The following is a 14,562-nucleotide window of genomic DNA, read 5'->3' on the forward strand; positions in this document are numbered from 1 at the left end:
AGGAGAAAACAGTGGCAGAGAATGATTTTAACTTATTGCCGTTGCTGGATTACATCAATCCTGCCACGGTAGACTACCAGACTTGGGTGAATGTGGGTATGGCCCTTAAACACGAAGGATACACGGCGTCTGACTGGGATAACTGGTCGCAAAATGATAGTCGGTATAAGAAATTTGAATGCTTCAAGAAATGGGATACCTTCAACGAAGAAGCAGGAACGATTGTAACAGGTGCTACTATTACCCAGCTGGCAAAAGAAAATGGCTGGGTGTCGCAGTCTAGTTACGATAGTGAGAATGCTCATGAGCTAGGTTGGACAGATACAATTGACCGTGACTATCGCGTCATCGACAAGGACTGGATTGAAGGAAAGGAAATCCACGAGCCGACAATTTGGAATCCAGTTCAAGAAATTATCAAATACCTTGAAACGCTCTTTGAAGCAAGCGAAAATGTTGGGTACGTTACTGAATGTTATCCAAAGACTGACGACGAAACAGGTGAGATTGTCAAATGGCTGCCAACTAAGGGGGCTTACGACCGTACTGCTGGACAATTGATTGAAGCTCTTAGCAAATGTAATGGAGATATCGGTGCAGTGCTGGGTGACTACCACGAAGAAGCTGGCGCATGGGTTCGCTTCAATCCAATGGATGGAAAAGGCGCAAAAAATGAAAACGTAACAGATTTCAGATATGCCCTGGTCGAATCCGACAGCATGCCAATCGATAAACAAAACGCTATCTACAAAGAACTTGAATTGCCAATTGTTGCTCTGGTTCATAGTGGGAATAAATCGCTACATGCTATCGTTAAGGTAGATGCTAAGAATTACGAAGAGTATCGAAACCGTGTTGACTATCTTTATAAGATTTGTCAAAAAAACGGAATCATCGTCGACACGCAGAACCGAAACCCAAGTAGGCTATCTCGAATGCCAGGTTTTATCCGAAATGGCCAGAAGCAATTCTTGGTAGACACAAATATCGGCAAAACCGACTGGGATGAATGGTACCAATACATCGAAGACTTGAACGATGACCTGCCGGATCCCGAAGGATTGGCCGACAGCTGGGATAACTTGCCAGAATTGGCGCCTGAATTGATTAAGGGCGTCCTTCGTCAAGGCCACAAGATGCTGATTGCTGGACCGTCAAAAGCTGGCAAGTCATTCGTTTTGATTGAGATGTCGATTGCGATTGCTGAAGGCAAGAAGTGGCTTGGTTGGGATTGTACCCAAGGACGAGTATTGTATGTCAATCTGGAGCTAGACCGACCGTCTGCCTTACATCGTTTCCGTTATGTCTACCAAGCTATGGGATTGCTACCTAAAAATATCCAAAATATCGATATCTGGAATCTTCGTGGGAAGACCGTACCGATGGATAAGTTAGCACCTAAGCTCATTCGCCGAGCTTTGAAAAAGAATTATATCGCAATCATCATTGATCCGATTTACAAGGTGCTTACTGGTGACGAGAATAGCGCAGACCAAATGGCACATTTTACCAATCAATTCGACAAAGTGGCCACAGAGTTAGGCTCTAGCGTTATCTATTGTCACCACCACTCGAAAGGCTCACAAGGTGGCAAGAAGTCTATGGACCGCGCCAGTGGTTCCGGTGTATTCGCTCGGGATCCTGACGCGCTTATCGACTTAGTAGAGTTGGAAGTGTCAGAAGAATTGCTTACTCAAAGGCTGAATCAAGCAGCGTGCGAAGTGTACAAACAAGCCTTGCAAGAGCGAAACAATGCCTATTACCAACAAAATGTAGGCTTAGACGATCTATTGAGTCCTGCGCAGATGCGGACACACTTTGAAAAAGGTATCGACGATGTAATGGCTCGGGCGCCTTATGTAGATAAGCTCGAAGAAGTACGCAAGCAAATCCAAATAGCTACTGCATGGCGTGTCGAAGGTACGCTTCGAGAGTTTGCTAAGTTCAAGCCGGTGAATATGTGGTTCAGTTATCCAGTACATGCGCTTGATGAATCTGGAGTGCTGGCAGATATACAATTGGAAGATGATAAACCAGGGTGGATGAAAGCTAAAGAAACTCGCAAAAAGAACGCGAAGGAAGATAAAAAACAAAAACTCATAGAGTTTGATGAAGCTATCGAAAATGCAAATTTTGGCGAGCCACCCTCGAAAGAAGACGTAGCTGAGTATTTAGGAATTTCTGTAAAAACAGTTACTCGCAGATTGAATTCGTCTAAAAAATATTGGTTCGACAAGAACTCAAATTCAATAAAAGAAAAAGGACAAGACCATAAAAACGTGGTCGTGTCCGAATAAGACAACACCATAAAATTATGGTCGTGTCCGAATAAGACAACACCATAAAATTATGGTCGTGTCCGAATAAGACAACACCATAAAATTATGGTCGTGTCCGGGACAGCCACCTATATATTATATATATAGATAATGTCCTGTCGTCCATCATGTCCATACCTGTATAGACAGGGTTGCTTAAAACGCACCCTGTCATATACAAGGATCATGGACTAAGCGCGAAATTTAAAAAAGAAAGGAAGTGCATTTTTAAAAATGTTAATTGAATTCTTTTTACCGATGCAAAAAATTCCAACAACAACTCACCAACAAAAAAAGGTAAATGTCCAATTTGGAAAACCAATCTTTTACGAGCCGACTGATTTAAAAAATGCCAGGATGAAATTCGAGAGCTTGCTCGCGCAGCATGTTCCTCCAAATAAAATCAAAGGAGCGATTCGTCTGACGGTCAAGTGGTGCTTCCCTCGTATCAAAAAAAGCTATGACGGCCAGTACAAGACCACAAAGCCAGATACGGACAATTTGCAGAAGTTGCTCAAGGATTGCATGACAAAACTTGGCTACTGGCAAGATGATGCCCAAGTGGCCAGCGAAATAGCAGAAAAGTTCTGGGCAGATACTGTCGGAATCTATATCAAGATTGAGGAATTGCCATGAAAATCAATTATATTGATTTCTTTAGCAGAGTTATTCCGGAATGGATGGCGCGCAGTAATCAGAAGAGCCAAGAGGTCGGTTTTGGCTCAGATGCTTACTGGCTATGGGCAGTGTCGTCAATCGGAGAAATTTGTAAACAATACAATGATGATGAGTTGGTGACGGAGCAGTTCAGTCTGCTCTTTAACTGGCTAGAAAAACAAGCAGGTTAAACTATGAAATATAGTAAACAGACGTTACTCGAAGGATACAAGCAATCAATCAGGAAAAACGAAGAGAAGATAATCGAGTATTCGAAGCCGTGCGATGCACGCAAGAGACGGATTAGAGCGCTTGAGCGCGATTTGTTGAGAAAGAAGAATGAAGAACTGAGACAGAAAGTGAAGGAGTTGGAAGATGAAAGTACAACGATTGATTGAGAAGTATAAAAGACTTGAAGGAGTATGGAATGCCGAAGGAGCAGAACTAGCTCGCCAAATTTTTCTACAAGACTTGGAACAACTAGACGAACCGCAACCAGTCAAAGTTCCGCCGTTTGTGGCGGATTGGTATGAAGAGAATAAGGATGATTTTGAAGGGAATTTGCTTCGATGTGTCCATAATATTACATCAATTTTTGACGGTGCTAAACTTAATGAGTTTGAAAAGTGGTTTCTAATTGTTGGCACAAAATCATTTCAGACTCTCGTCAACATGCACCAGTTTGGCTACGAGGTCGAGAAAGAGAAGCGGTATCGGATTTCCATGCCAAAAGCGAGAAATTACAAGAACCACGCTCAGATATTGTGTGAGAAAGATGGCAAAATGTTTTGGTGCGGTGAGTGGCATTCGTTTAGAGCTGAATTTACCAGTAAAGAACTAGAAGAAGCTGGTTTTGGCTGGGTATTCGATTGTCCGGGAATTGAGATTGAGGAGGTGGACGATTGACGATCAATATCAAACAACGACTAAAGGCCTTACAGTACATCGATATCAAAGCGAAGTCAAAGCACCAGGAAATTATCAGCCTGAAATCGAGCATCTTGCGAGGACAGCAGTTTAATAATATGCCAAAGTCAGAAAGCTCGTCTAATCGCTCCGAAGAATTGAACGTGCTGATTATTGATAAGTCAGAACAACTGTATCAGGAAATCCAAGAACTCTATCAAGAACGAGACGAGCTTGTGCAAGTGATTGAGTCATTGGACGACCCTGTAGAAAATATTATCATGCGTTTGTTGTACATTGATGGATTGTCGTGGAATCAAATTCAAGCTCAGCTACGTTGTGGGCGCGGAACGATTCATCGGGCTAGAGAGAGCGCTTTGAAAAAGATTTCTAAAAAATGGAACTAATGGAACTCTTTGGAATTTTAAAAGTGATATTATGGTATTGTCAGCAAGTACGATAAAACGGATTGATGACTCCTGTAATTTTTAAGGGCCTTGTGCCCTTTCTGGCGGCGATGGGCAAGTGGTTTTATCTCCTTTAATTTATAAACTTTTTTATTCGGTTCGACTCCGAACGCTGCCGTTAATATTGTATTTTATAACGAGGTATTTAAAATGAAGCAAGCAATGTTTAATAAATTGGAAGATGCAAAACAATTTGCGAAAACTGTAAAAGAATTGTTGTGTATCAAAGAACCTGTAATGATTAAGAATAAACTCACGTATGTTGTTGTTTATAAATAATCTAACGTAATTAACAAGCAAGGTAGTAGTCGCCTTGCATTTAAGAGTAAAAAGAGGCTTTTAGTGTAGCGGTAACACAACAGACTCCAAATCTGTTATCGTGGGTTCGATTCCTACAAAGCCTGTGAGAGGTCTTCATTAAGTCACACAAGCGTGTGGCTTTTTGTTATGTAGAAAATGGAGGTGATGGAAAATCGCTAAATTAACTTTAAAACAACAGAGATTCGCTGACGAGTACATCATCAGCGGAAATGCGACAGATGCAGCTATTAAGGCAGGGTATAGTTCTAAATATGCTAATACAAACGCATCTAAGTTACTACAAAATACTACAATCAAATCTTATATTGACGAAAGACTGACTCAACTTGCGTCTGAGAAGATTGCAACGCAGGAAGAGGTGCTCACTTACCTAACTTCAGTCATGCGAGGAGAAACGCAAGAACAAACCTTGATTAGTATTGGAGAATTAGGCCAGACGATTACAGATATCGATGTCGGAGCGAAGGATAGAATCAAGGCAGCTGAACTATTAGGGAAACGTCATAGGCTTTGGACAGACAAGGTAGAGGCTGATATTTCTGGAACGGTGGTGTTTGCGAATGAGTCAAACATACCAGATTAAACAGAACGATATTGTTGTTGACTTGCCTAAGATAGTGGGTAGTGGATACGGCCAGTTCTGGCGCTCGAGAAATCTCTATCGAGTAGTAAAAGGATCTCGTGGTTCGAAGAAGTCAAAGACTACGGCTCTTAACTTCATCACACGTATTTTGAAATATCCCTGGGCGAACTTACTTGTAGTACGCAGATACTCTAACACAAACAAGCAATCAACCTATACAGATTTTAAGTGGGCTGCTAATCAGTTAAAGGTTGCTCATAAATTCAAATTCAATGAATCCTTACCTGAGATAACTGTCAAAGAGACAGGGCAGAAGATTTTATTTCGTGGTTTGGACGATGAGTTAAAAATCACATCTATCACGGTTGATGTAGGCATCTTGTGCTGGGCATGGTTTGAAGAAGCGTATCAAATAGAGACTGAAGATAAGTTCAGTACTGTTGTTGAGTCAATCCGTGGTAGTTTAGACGTGCCTGATTTCTTTAAACAAATTACAGTCACGTTTAACCCGTGGAACGAGAGACACTGGCTTAAACGTGTCTTTTTTGATGAAGAGACTAAACGTGCTGACACGCTCTCGATGACGACTACCTATCGATGCAATGAGTGGTTGGATGAAGTCGATATCAAACGTTATGAGGATTTATATCACACGAACCCTAGACGGGCTAGAATCGTCTGTGATGGTGAGTGGGGCGTGGCTGAAGGTCTAATTTACAACAACGTGACTGTCAAGGACTTTGACAAAGATGAGTTGTTGCAAAATCCTGCTAACAAGTTATGTATCGGTCTTGACTTTGGTTTCACTCACGATCCAACTGCTTTGTGTTGCTCGTTGATAAATGACACAACAAAAGAGATACACATCTTTGACGAAGCATACAGAGTCGGATTGATAACTAAAGAAGTCGCTAAGATGATAAAGGATAAAGGGTATCATCGCTCGACAATCATCGCAGATAGTGCAGAGTCTCGTCTAATCGAAGAGCTCAGGTCAGAGCATGGCATATCTCGAATTAAAGAAAGTAGGAAAGGAAAGGATAGTATCATGGCAGGCGTGTCCAAATTACAAGGATACGCTATTTATGTGCATCCGAATTGTAAGCATATCATGGATGAATTTTATAGTTACTGTTATCAACGCGATAAAGAAGGTAATTGGTTGAATAAACCAGAAGATAAGAATAACCACTTGATGGACGCACTACGATATAGCCTTCAATGTATCGAAGGGGTTAAAGCTACTGTACGTAGACGTTCAGACTTTGGTTTATAGAAAGGGATTAAATGTATCAGATTTTAACTTATCCGAGAGAGGGATATGACGAAACAGCTTTGAATAAGGAATTGATTTATAAGCTGATCCAGAAGCACGCACAAGAACGCCAGCGCTTGAAGAAACTTAAAAGCTACTACATGGGTGAACATGCTATTTTGAAGCATGAGCGACGAAATAAGAACGCTCCAAACTTTAAAACAGTAGCCAATCATGCTAAGGACATTGCAGACACGGCCACAGGTTACTTTATGGGCAATGCTATTAAATATAACAACACTGCGGAAGGTGACCTTGACCCCTTGCTTGTAGCTTTTGACGGTGCTGAAATAGACCAGGTGGATGCGCAGAATGCATTGAACATGTCTATCTACGGACGTGCTTACGAGTACATTTATGCGAAGGAGGGATTGACTGAGCTTGATTCTACTAGCGTAGATCCTGAGAATGTATTTCTTGTATACGATGACAGTATTGAACGCAAGGCTTTGTTTGCAGTCTACTACTACGAAATTAAAGATGACACGAAAAATGCTACTAAGTATCAAGCAGAGGTCTTTACTCAAAATCTGCATTACCACATTGTGCTGCGTGATTCAAGCACAGGGACAACACAAAACGAGCAAGTAGAACCTCACAATCTTGGCCAGGTTCCAATCATTGAATACCGAAACAATCATTTTGCGATTGGTGATTATGAACAACAGATTAGTTTAATCGATGCTTACAACTCACTGATGGGCAATCGTGTAAATGACAAAGAACAAGCAGTTGAGTCTATTCTCGTATTGTACGGAGCACAGTTGGCTGACAATTTGGAAGATGCTAGAGAGGCAATGAATATCCTTGCTGAAGAAGGTCTTTTGGAGTTGCCAACAGATGCCAAGGCTGACTTCTTAAAGAACGCTCTGGACGAAAACGCGACTGAAATTTTGCGAAAGGCCTTGAAAGAAGACATCTACACATTCAGCCATGTGCCGAATCTGACAGATGAGAATTTTGCAGGCAATAGCTCAGGCGTAGCCATGGAATTCAAGCTGCTAGGCCTTGAGATGATTACTAAGACAAAAGAAGCGAATTACAAGCGAGGATTGCGTCAGCGTATTGCTATCTTTGCGCATTATTTGGGCATGCAGCAGATTGCGCTTGAAGCTCATTCGATTGTGCCACAGTTTAGTCGTGGACTTCCTAAGAACTTGCTTGAATTGTCACAGATTATCAATAATCTTGAAGGCAAGGTCTCACTTCGTCAGCTCATTTCGCTCTTGCCATTCGTTGAAGATCCTGATGCTGAACTGGAAGCTTTGGAAGAGGAGAAAGAGAATAATATGGAACGTGTGTCATTCTTTAACCAGGCTAACACGAAGCCAGACGATGAGGTAGCAGATGAAGAACAAGGACTACTGGACCAAGAGGAAGGCTAATCTCATCTATGAACAGATGGACAAGGCTGAAAAGCAAGCAGACAAGTTTGACGAGATTTACAAGCAATCTAAAGCCTATTTAGACAAGCAAATCAACAAGGTCTTTGACAAATTCCAACGTGATTATGGTTTGAGTGAGCGTGATGCTCGTCATGTCTTGAAGAACATGAAGGACCAGAAAGACCTAAACGAACTTCGTAAGGTTCTTGAAGCAAGGCCAGACGACCCGAATATTCAACGATTACTTGCTGATTTGGACAGTCCAGCTTATGCTTATCGCATGAAGCGACTTGAACGGTTAAGCGCTGACTTGGATTCGATGCGTGAGTCTATCTATCATTCTGAGAAATCAAGCTCAGATGTCTTTTACAACGACTTGATGAAGGATAGCTACTACAAGGCTACTTTTGACTTGCAACAGCAAACAGGACTTGCTTATAGCTTCTCTAACTTACCTGAAACAGAAATCAAACGTCTACAAGGTCTAAAATGGACAGGAGAGGCCTATTCAGATAGGATATGGGAAAATACAGGGGCGCTCGCTTCAAGCGTGAAAGACGAGCTTTTGGTAAGTCTTATGACTGGCCGAAGTGTTAAAAATACATCTCAAGCAATCGCAGAACGGTTCGAAGTAGGTCAAAATAATGCAAGGCGCTTGGTACGGACAGAATCAGCGTTCTTTCATAACCAGATGGAACTGCTCAGCTACGAAGATGCTGAGATTACAAAGTATCGCTTCATAGCGGTCTTAGACAAGCGCACGTCTCACATTTGCCAGGAGCACGACAACAAGGTCTACGATACGGACAAGGCTGTTCCTGGTGTGAACTATCCACCTTTACATCCATGGTGCAGGTCTACGACTATCGCCCATGATGACGATATCGATTACAGTAAACTAGAGCGTAGGGCTAGAAATCCAGAAACAGGCAAAGTTGAGTACGTATCTGCTGATATGAGTTATAAAGACTGGTATTCTAGGTACGTTGCTAAAGACGGGGAAAAGGTGTATAATCAGGATATGAGTTCAATTGATTTAATGGCAAAACAGCGTTCTTTCGTTGTCGGGGACGATATTCGAGTGAATGCAAAGGAATTTATCGGAACAGAGTTTGATTTTTGGACTCAGGATCGTACTAAGAAAATTAGAGATGCTGTAGCAAATGTCCAAGGAGTTTTCCGCCAATTGCCTGATTATTCAAAACCAACTGTTGTGTTTTTAAAAAAATCAAAGCTGCCTGGTCTAGCTGGATATGACTATAAGCAGGATATTTTGTTTATAAGTGATGCTCTTAGTTCAGAAAAAGAATTCAAAGATATTTTATCAGACGGATTCTTTGCTGCAAAAGACATTAAAGATGCAATAGTTCATGAGTTGACGCATAAACAACACTGGGTTTCTGCAAAAGCGTTTTACAAAGCAAATAAAAAGCGCTATAATAGTATTGAACAAGCAATGATGGAATTAAATTCAGGTCTAATTGCATATGTCAAACAACAGCAATCTCTTGACCGAAGCTATTTGAAAGATATTAGTTTGAATGCTTATAATGCGTTTTTGTATCATAATAATATCAATGAACTAGTAGCAGAAATCGGGGTAATAGGTGACAACGTAACTGATAAAGTGTTGTTGAAAAAAGTGAAGGAGGTATTGAAATGGAAGTAATGGCTGTACCAAGTAAAGAGTTGTTAATTTTTTATAATCAAATCGATGAATGGGTTGACCAAGTTTATCCAGACAAAGATATGCCTCGTGTATCTTTTAAGAAGAACACTCCTAAGTCTGTTTTAGATTTATTTGATGCTATTAAATTAAAAATCGGTTTTGATTATGCAGTATAACGTACCAAAGCACCTAGAGAAATCTAAGTGCTTTTCTTATTTTTAATTTTTTTCAAAAAACCTCTTGACTTTTTGTGGCACAAGTTGTAATATATTGTTGTGGCACAGAAAGTAGGTGATGAAATGAGTCCACGAACCGGAAGACCAAAAAGCGAAAAACCGTTGAATGTCGAAGTTAAAGCAAGAATCGACTCAGAGTTGAATAAACATTTGGAAGATTATTGCTTACAAAAAAAGACCACTCGTACAGAAGTGGTTAGAAAAGGCATAAAATTAGTTTTAGGTCTTGAAAAAAATAAATAACGCATAATCCTCCTCGCCAAAGTTGTGATTATACGTTATCGCACGAAAGAAACTCTTTCTGAAATCATTATATCAGAAAAGAGCTTCTTTGTCATACCGCAAAGGAGTTTTTATAATGGCAAAAATTGAATTAACAGAAGAACAATTGACTCATCTAGGCTACGAGCTTGCAGATATTCGAAGAACGGTTGAAATGGCAACAAATATGACAGAAACCTTGGCTTGGGTTCAACTTAAGGATGAGACAGCTTTTAAAGAGATGTCTAAAAAGTTTTTTGATACTTTTAATGAACAATTCGGTTTGCTTCATTCAACACTAGATGAAATTGCTTTTATTTTGATGAACTCAACAGATAAAGCAGAAATCTTAGGAAGTAAAATTTTTAACTAGGAGCATAAAAATGGAACTACAAATTTTTAAAAATGAACAATTCGGAGAAGTAAGAACAGTAGAAATTAAAGGCGAGCCATTCTTTAATTTGAATGATTGTTGTCAAATTCTGGATTTAAGCAATCCACGAAAAACACTAGAAAGACTCAATCCAAAGGGTGTAACTAGTAGTGACATCCTTACAAACGGAGGAGTCCAACAAGCCAACTTCATCAACGAAGCGAATTTCTATAAACTTGTTTTTCAATCTCGCAAACCAGAAGCAGAGAAATTTGCTGATTGGGTCACTAGCGAGGTTCTGCCCTCTATTCGTAAGCATGGCGCTTATATGACCGACCAAGTGGCCTATAATATCACGCACAACAAACAAGCCTTAGCAGACTTGCTCCTTATGGCTGGTAATCAACTAAAAGAAAAAGAAGCAGTTATTAAAAACTTGGAAGCTGAAAAAGCTGTACTTTCCGTTGAAAATACCATAATGAAGCCGAAAGCAGACTATTTCGATGAACTAGTAGATAGAAACTTACTGACCAGCTTCAGAGAAACAGCCAAACAATTAAAAATCAAAGAACGCAAGTTTATTGACTTCTTGATGGAGAAAAAATACATCTACCGAGATAAGAAAGGTAAGCTCCAACCAACAGCCAATAAAAATGATGGTTTATTTGAGGTCAAGGAAACAATCAACGAAAAAACACAATGGTCTGGAACACAGACACTCATTACACCTAAAGGCCGTGAAACCTTTAGACTACTATTTATTTAATTAAGCCCTAACCGCATCGAAATCGAGGCGGTTTTTATATTGTCCAAACTGTACCGATGACATTAAAAGCTGTACTGTTCCGTCGCCGGACGTAAAGCGAGATTATCGAGTGGCGACGTAATCGCTGGAGGACAATTATGTCAGAAGAAATCAATGCAACTGTATCTACTGAATCAACTGAGACTGTCGACACTCAAGGAAATGTTGATACAGTGCAGGAAGAAAAGCACGAACGAACTTTCACTCGTGCTGAAATCGGTAAGATGCTATCTGCCGAACGCTCTAAATGGGAAGCTGAGCAAGAAGCCAAGGAAAACGAAGCTAAGAAACTCGCCAAGATGAACGCTGATGAGAAACAGAAATATCAGTTGGATCAGCGTGAGCAAGAACTGGCTGACCGTGAAAAGGCTATTGCTCGCAAGGAATTGACCGCAGAAGCTAAAACAATGTTAAGCGAACGTGGCTTACCAGTTGAATTAGTATCCGTGGTTGATTTGTCAAACGCTGAAGCCGTGGCTGAATCAGTCGGAAGCATTCAGAAAACGTGGGAGGATGCAGTTCAAAAAGGTGTATCCGAACGCATGAAGGGTAGCGCACCTATTAAGACTGCGCCACAACAATCAACAGGGCTTTCAAAAGCTCAATTTTTCCAAATGAGTCATTCAGAGAAGGCTGCATTGAAGCAGTCAAACCCTGAATTGTATAACTCGTTTTTGAATTAATTAAAAAAGGGGAATTTAAAACATGACACAAACTAAAATTGCAAATCTCGTAAACCCTGAGGTAATGGGAGATATGATTGCAGCTAAACTACCAAAGAAATTGCAAGTAATTCCATTTGCAGCAATCGACCGTACGCTTGAAGGCGTGCCAGGAAACACAATCACAGTCCCATCTTACACATATATCGGTGATGCTGAAGATGTAAACGAAGGCGTTGAAGCTGGCGTTGTTGTTCTCGGGACATCTACTAAGACTGCTACAATTAAGAAGGCTATGAAAGCTGTTGAATTGACAGATGAAGCTGTTCTTTCTGGTTATGGTGATCCAGTTGGTAATGCTGAGAACCAGCTTGCACTTGCAGTTGCTTCTAAAATCGACAATGATGCCTTAGATGCTCTTTTGGGAACAAACACACGCAAACACGACTCTAAAACTAAAGCAATCAGCTATGATGTAATCGTTGACGCTATTGATTTGTTTGAAGAAGAAATCAACACAGAAAAAGTTATGTTTGTTAATCCTAAACAAGTAACTACTTTGCGCAAGGATCCTAACTTTATCTCAGCTGATAGATATCCAAACCAAGTCGTCATGACTGGTGAGATTGGTACAATCGCTAACACTCGCATCGTTCCAACTAAGAAAGTTAAACTTGATACAACTAGCGCATTTTACACTTGCCCTATCATCAAACTTACTCATGATGATGAAACTGAACAAGACACTGCAGCATTGACAGTCTATCTCAAACGCGATCCAAACGTTGAAGTAGACCGTAAGTCTTTGAAACGTACTACTGAAATCTCAATCGACGAATTCTACACAGTGGCCGTTTCAGACGATTCTAAGGTCGTACTTGCTGAAATCAAGAAATAAGGTCTGACCTATGAAAGTCAGAGTTAAACAAGCTTTTAATGATTGGCAGGAAAATGTGGTTCGACAAGAGAACGAAGTCTTTGAGATGACAGAAGAACGTTTTGACGAACTGTCGCATAATCTTGAGGAAGGGTTCTCGGTTGATATCGCAGATGTAGTTGAAATCATTGACGAAACCAAAATACAAGGAGACGAGACGACTCCTTATGATTAGGAGGTCTTATGGGACTTGAGAAATTAAAACAATTAACGGGTGAGAATGATAGCGCAGTCCTATTACCTCTACTTTTAAGAGCTGAAAATATCATTTTATCTGAGACGAATCGAGACAAGCTAACGCCGGCGCTTGATAGGTTACTACCTGAACTCGTAATCGAGCTCTACAATCGCTCAGGAAGTGAAGGAGAGCAATCTAGAAGCGAAGGTGGTATATCTGTTACCTACGGAGAAAACGGCCTGTCTATGGGCCTTTTACAGCGTATTCGGATGCATCGGTTAGCGAGGGTGGCAGGTCATGTTTTTGAAAAAGAGTAGACTGAAGCCTTATTCTCTGAAACGATTCAAGAAGACCGTGACAGATGAGGGAGTCACTAAGGAAGGATATTCAGATAAGCTTGAAGAAGTGCGACTTGAATTGTGGCCAGCGACAAGTAAGCTACAATCTGAGATTTACGGCGAGCGCTTGAATGATATCCTAAATGCGAATGCGAGTAAGGATGCAGATATCAACGTGAAAGACGGTGTCTGTATTGATATCAAGACGGAGGTCACACATCGGGTTATCTCAAAGAAGGTATATAGTCAGCATCAAGTATTGGAGTTAGAACGTGTCAGAGCTACTAGGGGCAGATAGGTTAATAGCTAAGTTCAGGAAGTTGTCAGATGTTTCACAACGAGATATTGTTTCGAAAGCTGTTCATCATGCAGCTAAAACCATTGTTCAAGCTGATGCGAAGAGACTAGCACCAGGCAACAATGGAGAACTTAGAAATAGCATCAAAACCAGAGTTAAAATGGACGGAGATAAGGTCATAGGAGAGGTTTACACAAATCTACACTATGCTCCTTATGTTGAGTTTGGAACAGGACCCAAAGGACAAGCAAGCCATTCTGGTATCTCTCCAGAAGTTAGTGTGTCTTATCGGTCTAGTCCTTGGTACGTGCATGAAGATCAAATTGACATAGGTCCTTACCACTTTCAAAAGATTGGGGAGTTCTACAAGATGTATGGTCAACCTGCCCAGCCTTATCTCTATCCAGCTTTGAGAGATAATCAGGAACGTGTGTCTAAGAGTATTTCGAATTATGTCCGTAGAAAGATAAGAGAACAAATAAAATGATTAATATCAAGCCTGTTATTTATAAAGAATTGCAAAAGGTCGCAGATAATGTGACTGATACTTACCCTAGCGATTGGGAGAACTTCCCAGTCGTTATTTTTTTGGAAGAACAGAACAAGCCGGGAGATTGGTTTGACGACAAGGAACAAAAATCCTCTATCCGCTACAAGGTGGATATCTTTGATGATGCCAGCACTAGTGAGTTAGCTGTTAAAATCAATCAGATTTTTGAATCTTTAGGTTTACGAAGAACCGACTGTCAAGACGTACCGGACCCGTCTCATTTGAGGCACAAGGTCATGCGTTTTGAAGGTGTCGTTGACTTAAATTCAGAGCTTGTTTTTCAATTTAGAATGGAGAATTAAA

General features: G+C 40.7%; 21 protein-coding genes and 1 tRNA gene. All 22 read left to right on the top strand.

Annotated elements, in window-relative coordinates:
* The first annotated feature begins 11 nt into the window (after positions 1-11).
* The 22 genes from AXE83_RS00450 (at position 12) to AXE83_RS00555 (ending at position 14,561) form a co-directional block, all read left to right on the top strand.
* Positions 12-2,297: an AAA family ATPase gene (locus AXE83_RS00450; RefSeq protein WP_060955002.1), complete on the top strand. Its 2,286-nt coding sequence runs from the start codon at positions 12-14 to the stop codon at positions 2,295-2,297.
* 255 nt (positions 2,298-2,552) lie between these two features.
* Positions 2,553-2,954 (top strand): RusA family crossover junction endodeoxyribonuclease, encoded by a 402-nt coding sequence (locus tag AXE83_RS00455; RefSeq protein ID WP_060955003.1) that lies wholly within the window; start codon positions 2,553-2,555, stop codon positions 2,952-2,954.
* The gene (locus AXE83_RS00460) at positions 2,951-3,166 is read left to right on the top strand and encodes a hypothetical protein (RefSeq protein ID WP_060955004.1); all 216 of its coding nucleotides are present in this window, start codon (positions 2,951-2,953) and stop codon (positions 3,164-3,166) included. The genes AXE83_RS00455 and AXE83_RS00460 overlap by 4 nt, the downstream gene beginning before the upstream one ends.
* A 184-nt stretch (positions 3,167-3,350) precedes the next feature.
* The gene (locus AXE83_RS00470; protein WP_060955006.1) at positions 3,351-3,881 is read left to right on the top strand and encodes a DUF1642 domain-containing protein; all 531 of its coding nucleotides are present in this window, start codon (positions 3,351-3,353) and stop codon (positions 3,879-3,881) included.
* Entirely contained in the window at positions 3,878-4,288 is a 411-nt protein-coding gene (locus tag AXE83_RS00475; RefSeq protein WP_060955007.1) for a DUF1492 domain-containing protein, read from the top strand. The genes AXE83_RS00470 and AXE83_RS00475 overlap by 4 nt, the downstream gene beginning before the upstream one ends.
* A 210-nt stretch (positions 4,289-4,498) precedes the next feature.
* Complete coding sequence (locus AXE83_RS11520) at positions 4,499-4,627, top strand: hypothetical protein (protein WP_257721054.1); 129 nt, start codon at positions 4,499-4,501, stop codon at positions 4,625-4,627.
* A 54-nt stretch (positions 4,628-4,681) separates the two neighbouring features.
* Positions 4,682-4,752 (top strand) — tRNA-Trp (locus AXE83_RS00480).
* Between the two features lie 68 nt (positions 4,753-4,820).
* Positions 4,821-5,252 carry a terminase small subunit gene (locus tag AXE83_RS00485; protein ID WP_060955008.1) on the top strand — a complete coding sequence of 144 codons (432 nt, stop codon included), beginning with the start codon at positions 4,821-4,823 and terminating at the stop codon, positions 5,250-5,252.
* The gene (locus AXE83_RS00490; RefSeq protein WP_060955009.1) at positions 5,230-6,528 is read left to right on the top strand and encodes a PBSX family phage terminase large subunit; all 1,299 of its coding nucleotides are present in this window, start codon (positions 5,230-5,232) and stop codon (positions 6,526-6,528) included. The genes AXE83_RS00485 and AXE83_RS00490 overlap by 23 nt, the downstream gene beginning before the upstream one ends.
* Positions 6,529-6,539: 11 nt before the next feature.
* A complete protein-coding gene (locus AXE83_RS00495; protein ID WP_060955010.1) occupies positions 6,540-7,952 on the top strand; it encodes a phage portal protein in 1,413 nt (470 codons plus the stop codon).
* Positions 7,915-9,621, top strand: coding sequence for a minor capsid protein (locus AXE83_RS11315; RefSeq protein ID WP_223299863.1), 1,707 nt, complete (start codon positions 7,915-7,917; stop codon positions 9,619-9,621). Before AXE83_RS00495 ends, AXE83_RS11315 begins: the two co-directional genes overlap by 38 nt.
* A complete protein-coding gene (locus AXE83_RS00505) occupies positions 9,612-9,797 on the top strand; it encodes a hypothetical protein (RefSeq protein WP_060955011.1) in 186 nt (61 codons plus the stop codon). Before AXE83_RS11315 ends, AXE83_RS00505 begins: the two co-directional genes overlap by 10 nt.
* A 99-nt stretch (positions 9,798-9,896) precedes the next feature.
* Positions 9,897-10,100, top strand: coding sequence for a CopG family transcriptional regulator (locus AXE83_RS00510; protein ID WP_223299864.1), 204 nt, complete (start codon positions 9,897-9,899; stop codon positions 10,098-10,100).
* 115 nt (positions 10,101-10,215) lie between these two features.
* A complete protein-coding gene (locus AXE83_RS00515) occupies positions 10,216-10,491 on the top strand; it encodes a hypothetical protein (protein WP_049549226.1) in 276 nt (91 codons plus the stop codon).
* 10 nt (positions 10,492-10,501) lie between these two features.
* The gene (locus AXE83_RS00520; RefSeq protein WP_060955013.1) at positions 10,502-11,257 is read left to right on the top strand and encodes a phage antirepressor KilAC domain-containing protein; all 756 of its coding nucleotides are present in this window, start codon (positions 10,502-10,504) and stop codon (positions 11,255-11,257) included.
* Positions 11,258-11,394: 137 nt separating this feature from the next.
* Entirely contained in the window at positions 11,395-11,979 is a 585-nt protein-coding gene (locus AXE83_RS00525) for a DUF4355 domain-containing protein (RefSeq protein ID WP_060955014.1), read from the top strand.
* 22 nt (positions 11,980-12,001) lie between these two features.
* Positions 12,002-12,856 (top strand): N4-gp56 family major capsid protein, encoded by an 855-nt coding sequence (locus AXE83_RS00530; protein ID WP_060955015.1) that lies wholly within the window; start codon positions 12,002-12,004, stop codon positions 12,854-12,856.
* Between the two features lie 10 nt (positions 12,857-12,866).
* Positions 12,867-13,070: a hypothetical protein gene (locus tag AXE83_RS00535; protein WP_060955016.1), complete on the top strand. Its 204-nt coding sequence runs from the start codon at positions 12,867-12,869 to the stop codon at positions 13,068-13,070.
* 8 nt (positions 13,071-13,078) lie between these two features.
* A complete protein-coding gene (locus AXE83_RS00540) occupies positions 13,079-13,390 on the top strand; it encodes a phage head-tail connector protein (protein ID WP_060955017.1) in 312 nt (103 codons plus the stop codon).
* Positions 13,371-13,709 carry a hypothetical protein gene (locus AXE83_RS00545; RefSeq protein WP_060955018.1) on the top strand — a complete coding sequence of 113 codons (339 nt, stop codon included), beginning with the start codon at positions 13,371-13,373 and terminating at the stop codon, positions 13,707-13,709. The genes AXE83_RS00540 and AXE83_RS00545 overlap by 20 nt, the downstream gene beginning before the upstream one ends.
* A complete protein-coding gene (locus AXE83_RS10335; protein ID WP_083500957.1) occupies positions 13,684-14,196 on the top strand; it encodes an HK97-gp10 family putative phage morphogenesis protein in 513 nt (170 codons plus the stop codon). Before AXE83_RS00545 ends, AXE83_RS10335 begins: the two co-directional genes overlap by 26 nt.
* Positions 14,193-14,561 (top strand): hypothetical protein, encoded by a 369-nt coding sequence (locus AXE83_RS00555; RefSeq protein ID WP_060955019.1) that lies wholly within the window; start codon positions 14,193-14,195, stop codon positions 14,559-14,561. The genes AXE83_RS10335 and AXE83_RS00555 overlap by 4 nt, the downstream gene beginning before the upstream one ends.
* Position 14,562: the final 1 nt, after the last annotated feature.

The sequence above is a fragment of the Streptococcus sp. oral taxon 431 genome, from assembly GCF_001553685.1.
Taxonomy (GTDB): Bacteria; Bacillota; Bacilli; order Lactobacillales; family Streptococcaceae; genus Streptococcus.

Excerpts from the sequence above, each read along its gene's own strand:
- AXE83_RS00455 (WP_060955003.1), top strand. The coding sequence starts at position 2,553 with ATGTTAATTGAATTCTTTTTACCGATGCAAAAAATTCCAACAACAACT.
- AXE83_RS00460 (WP_060955004.1), top strand. The coding sequence starts at position 2,951 with ATGAAAATCAATTATATTGATTTCTTTAGCAGAGTTATTCCGGAATGG.
- AXE83_RS00470 (WP_060955006.1), top strand. The coding sequence starts at position 3,351 with ATGAAAGTACAACGATTGATTGAGAAGTATAAAAGACTTGAAGGAGTA.
- AXE83_RS11520 (WP_257721054.1), top strand. The coding sequence starts at position 4,499 with ATGAAGCAAGCAATGTTTAATAAATTGGAAGATGCAAAACAATTTGCG.
- AXE83_RS00490 (WP_060955009.1), top strand. The coding sequence starts at position 5,230 with ATGAGTCAAACATACCAGATTAAACAGAACGATATTGTTGTTGACTTG.
- AXE83_RS00495 (WP_060955010.1), top strand. The coding sequence starts at position 6,540 with ATGTATCAGATTTTAACTTATCCGAGAGAGGGATATGACGAAACAGCT.
- AXE83_RS11315 (WP_223299863.1), top strand. The coding sequence starts at position 7,915 with ATGAAGAACAAGGACTACTGGACCAAGAGGAAGGCTAATCTCATCTAT.
- AXE83_RS00505 (WP_060955011.1), top strand. The coding sequence starts at position 9,612 with ATGGAAGTAATGGCTGTACCAAGTAAAGAGTTGTTAATTTTTTATAAT.
- AXE83_RS00515 (WP_049549226.1), top strand. The coding sequence starts at position 10,216 with ATGGCAAAAATTGAATTAACAGAAGAACAATTGACTCATCTAGGCTAC.
- AXE83_RS00520 (WP_060955013.1), top strand. The coding sequence starts at position 10,502 with ATGGAACTACAAATTTTTAAAAATGAACAATTCGGAGAAGTAAGAACA.
- AXE83_RS00525 (WP_060955014.1), top strand. The coding sequence starts at position 11,395 with ATGTCAGAAGAAATCAATGCAACTGTATCTACTGAATCAACTGAGACT.
- AXE83_RS00530 (WP_060955015.1), top strand. The coding sequence starts at position 12,002 with ATGACACAAACTAAAATTGCAAATCTCGTAAACCCTGAGGTAATGGGA.
- AXE83_RS00535 (WP_060955016.1), top strand. The coding sequence starts at position 12,867 with ATGAAAGTCAGAGTTAAACAAGCTTTTAATGATTGGCAGGAAAATGTG.
- AXE83_RS00540 (WP_060955017.1), top strand. The coding sequence starts at position 13,079 with ATGGGACTTGAGAAATTAAAACAATTAACGGGTGAGAATGATAGCGCA.
- AXE83_RS00545 (WP_060955018.1), top strand. The coding sequence starts at position 13,371 with ATGTTTTTGAAAAAGAGTAGACTGAAGCCTTATTCTCTGAAACGATTC.
- AXE83_RS00555 (WP_060955019.1), top strand. The coding sequence starts at position 14,193 with ATGATTAATATCAAGCCTGTTATTTATAAAGAATTGCAAAAGGTCGCA.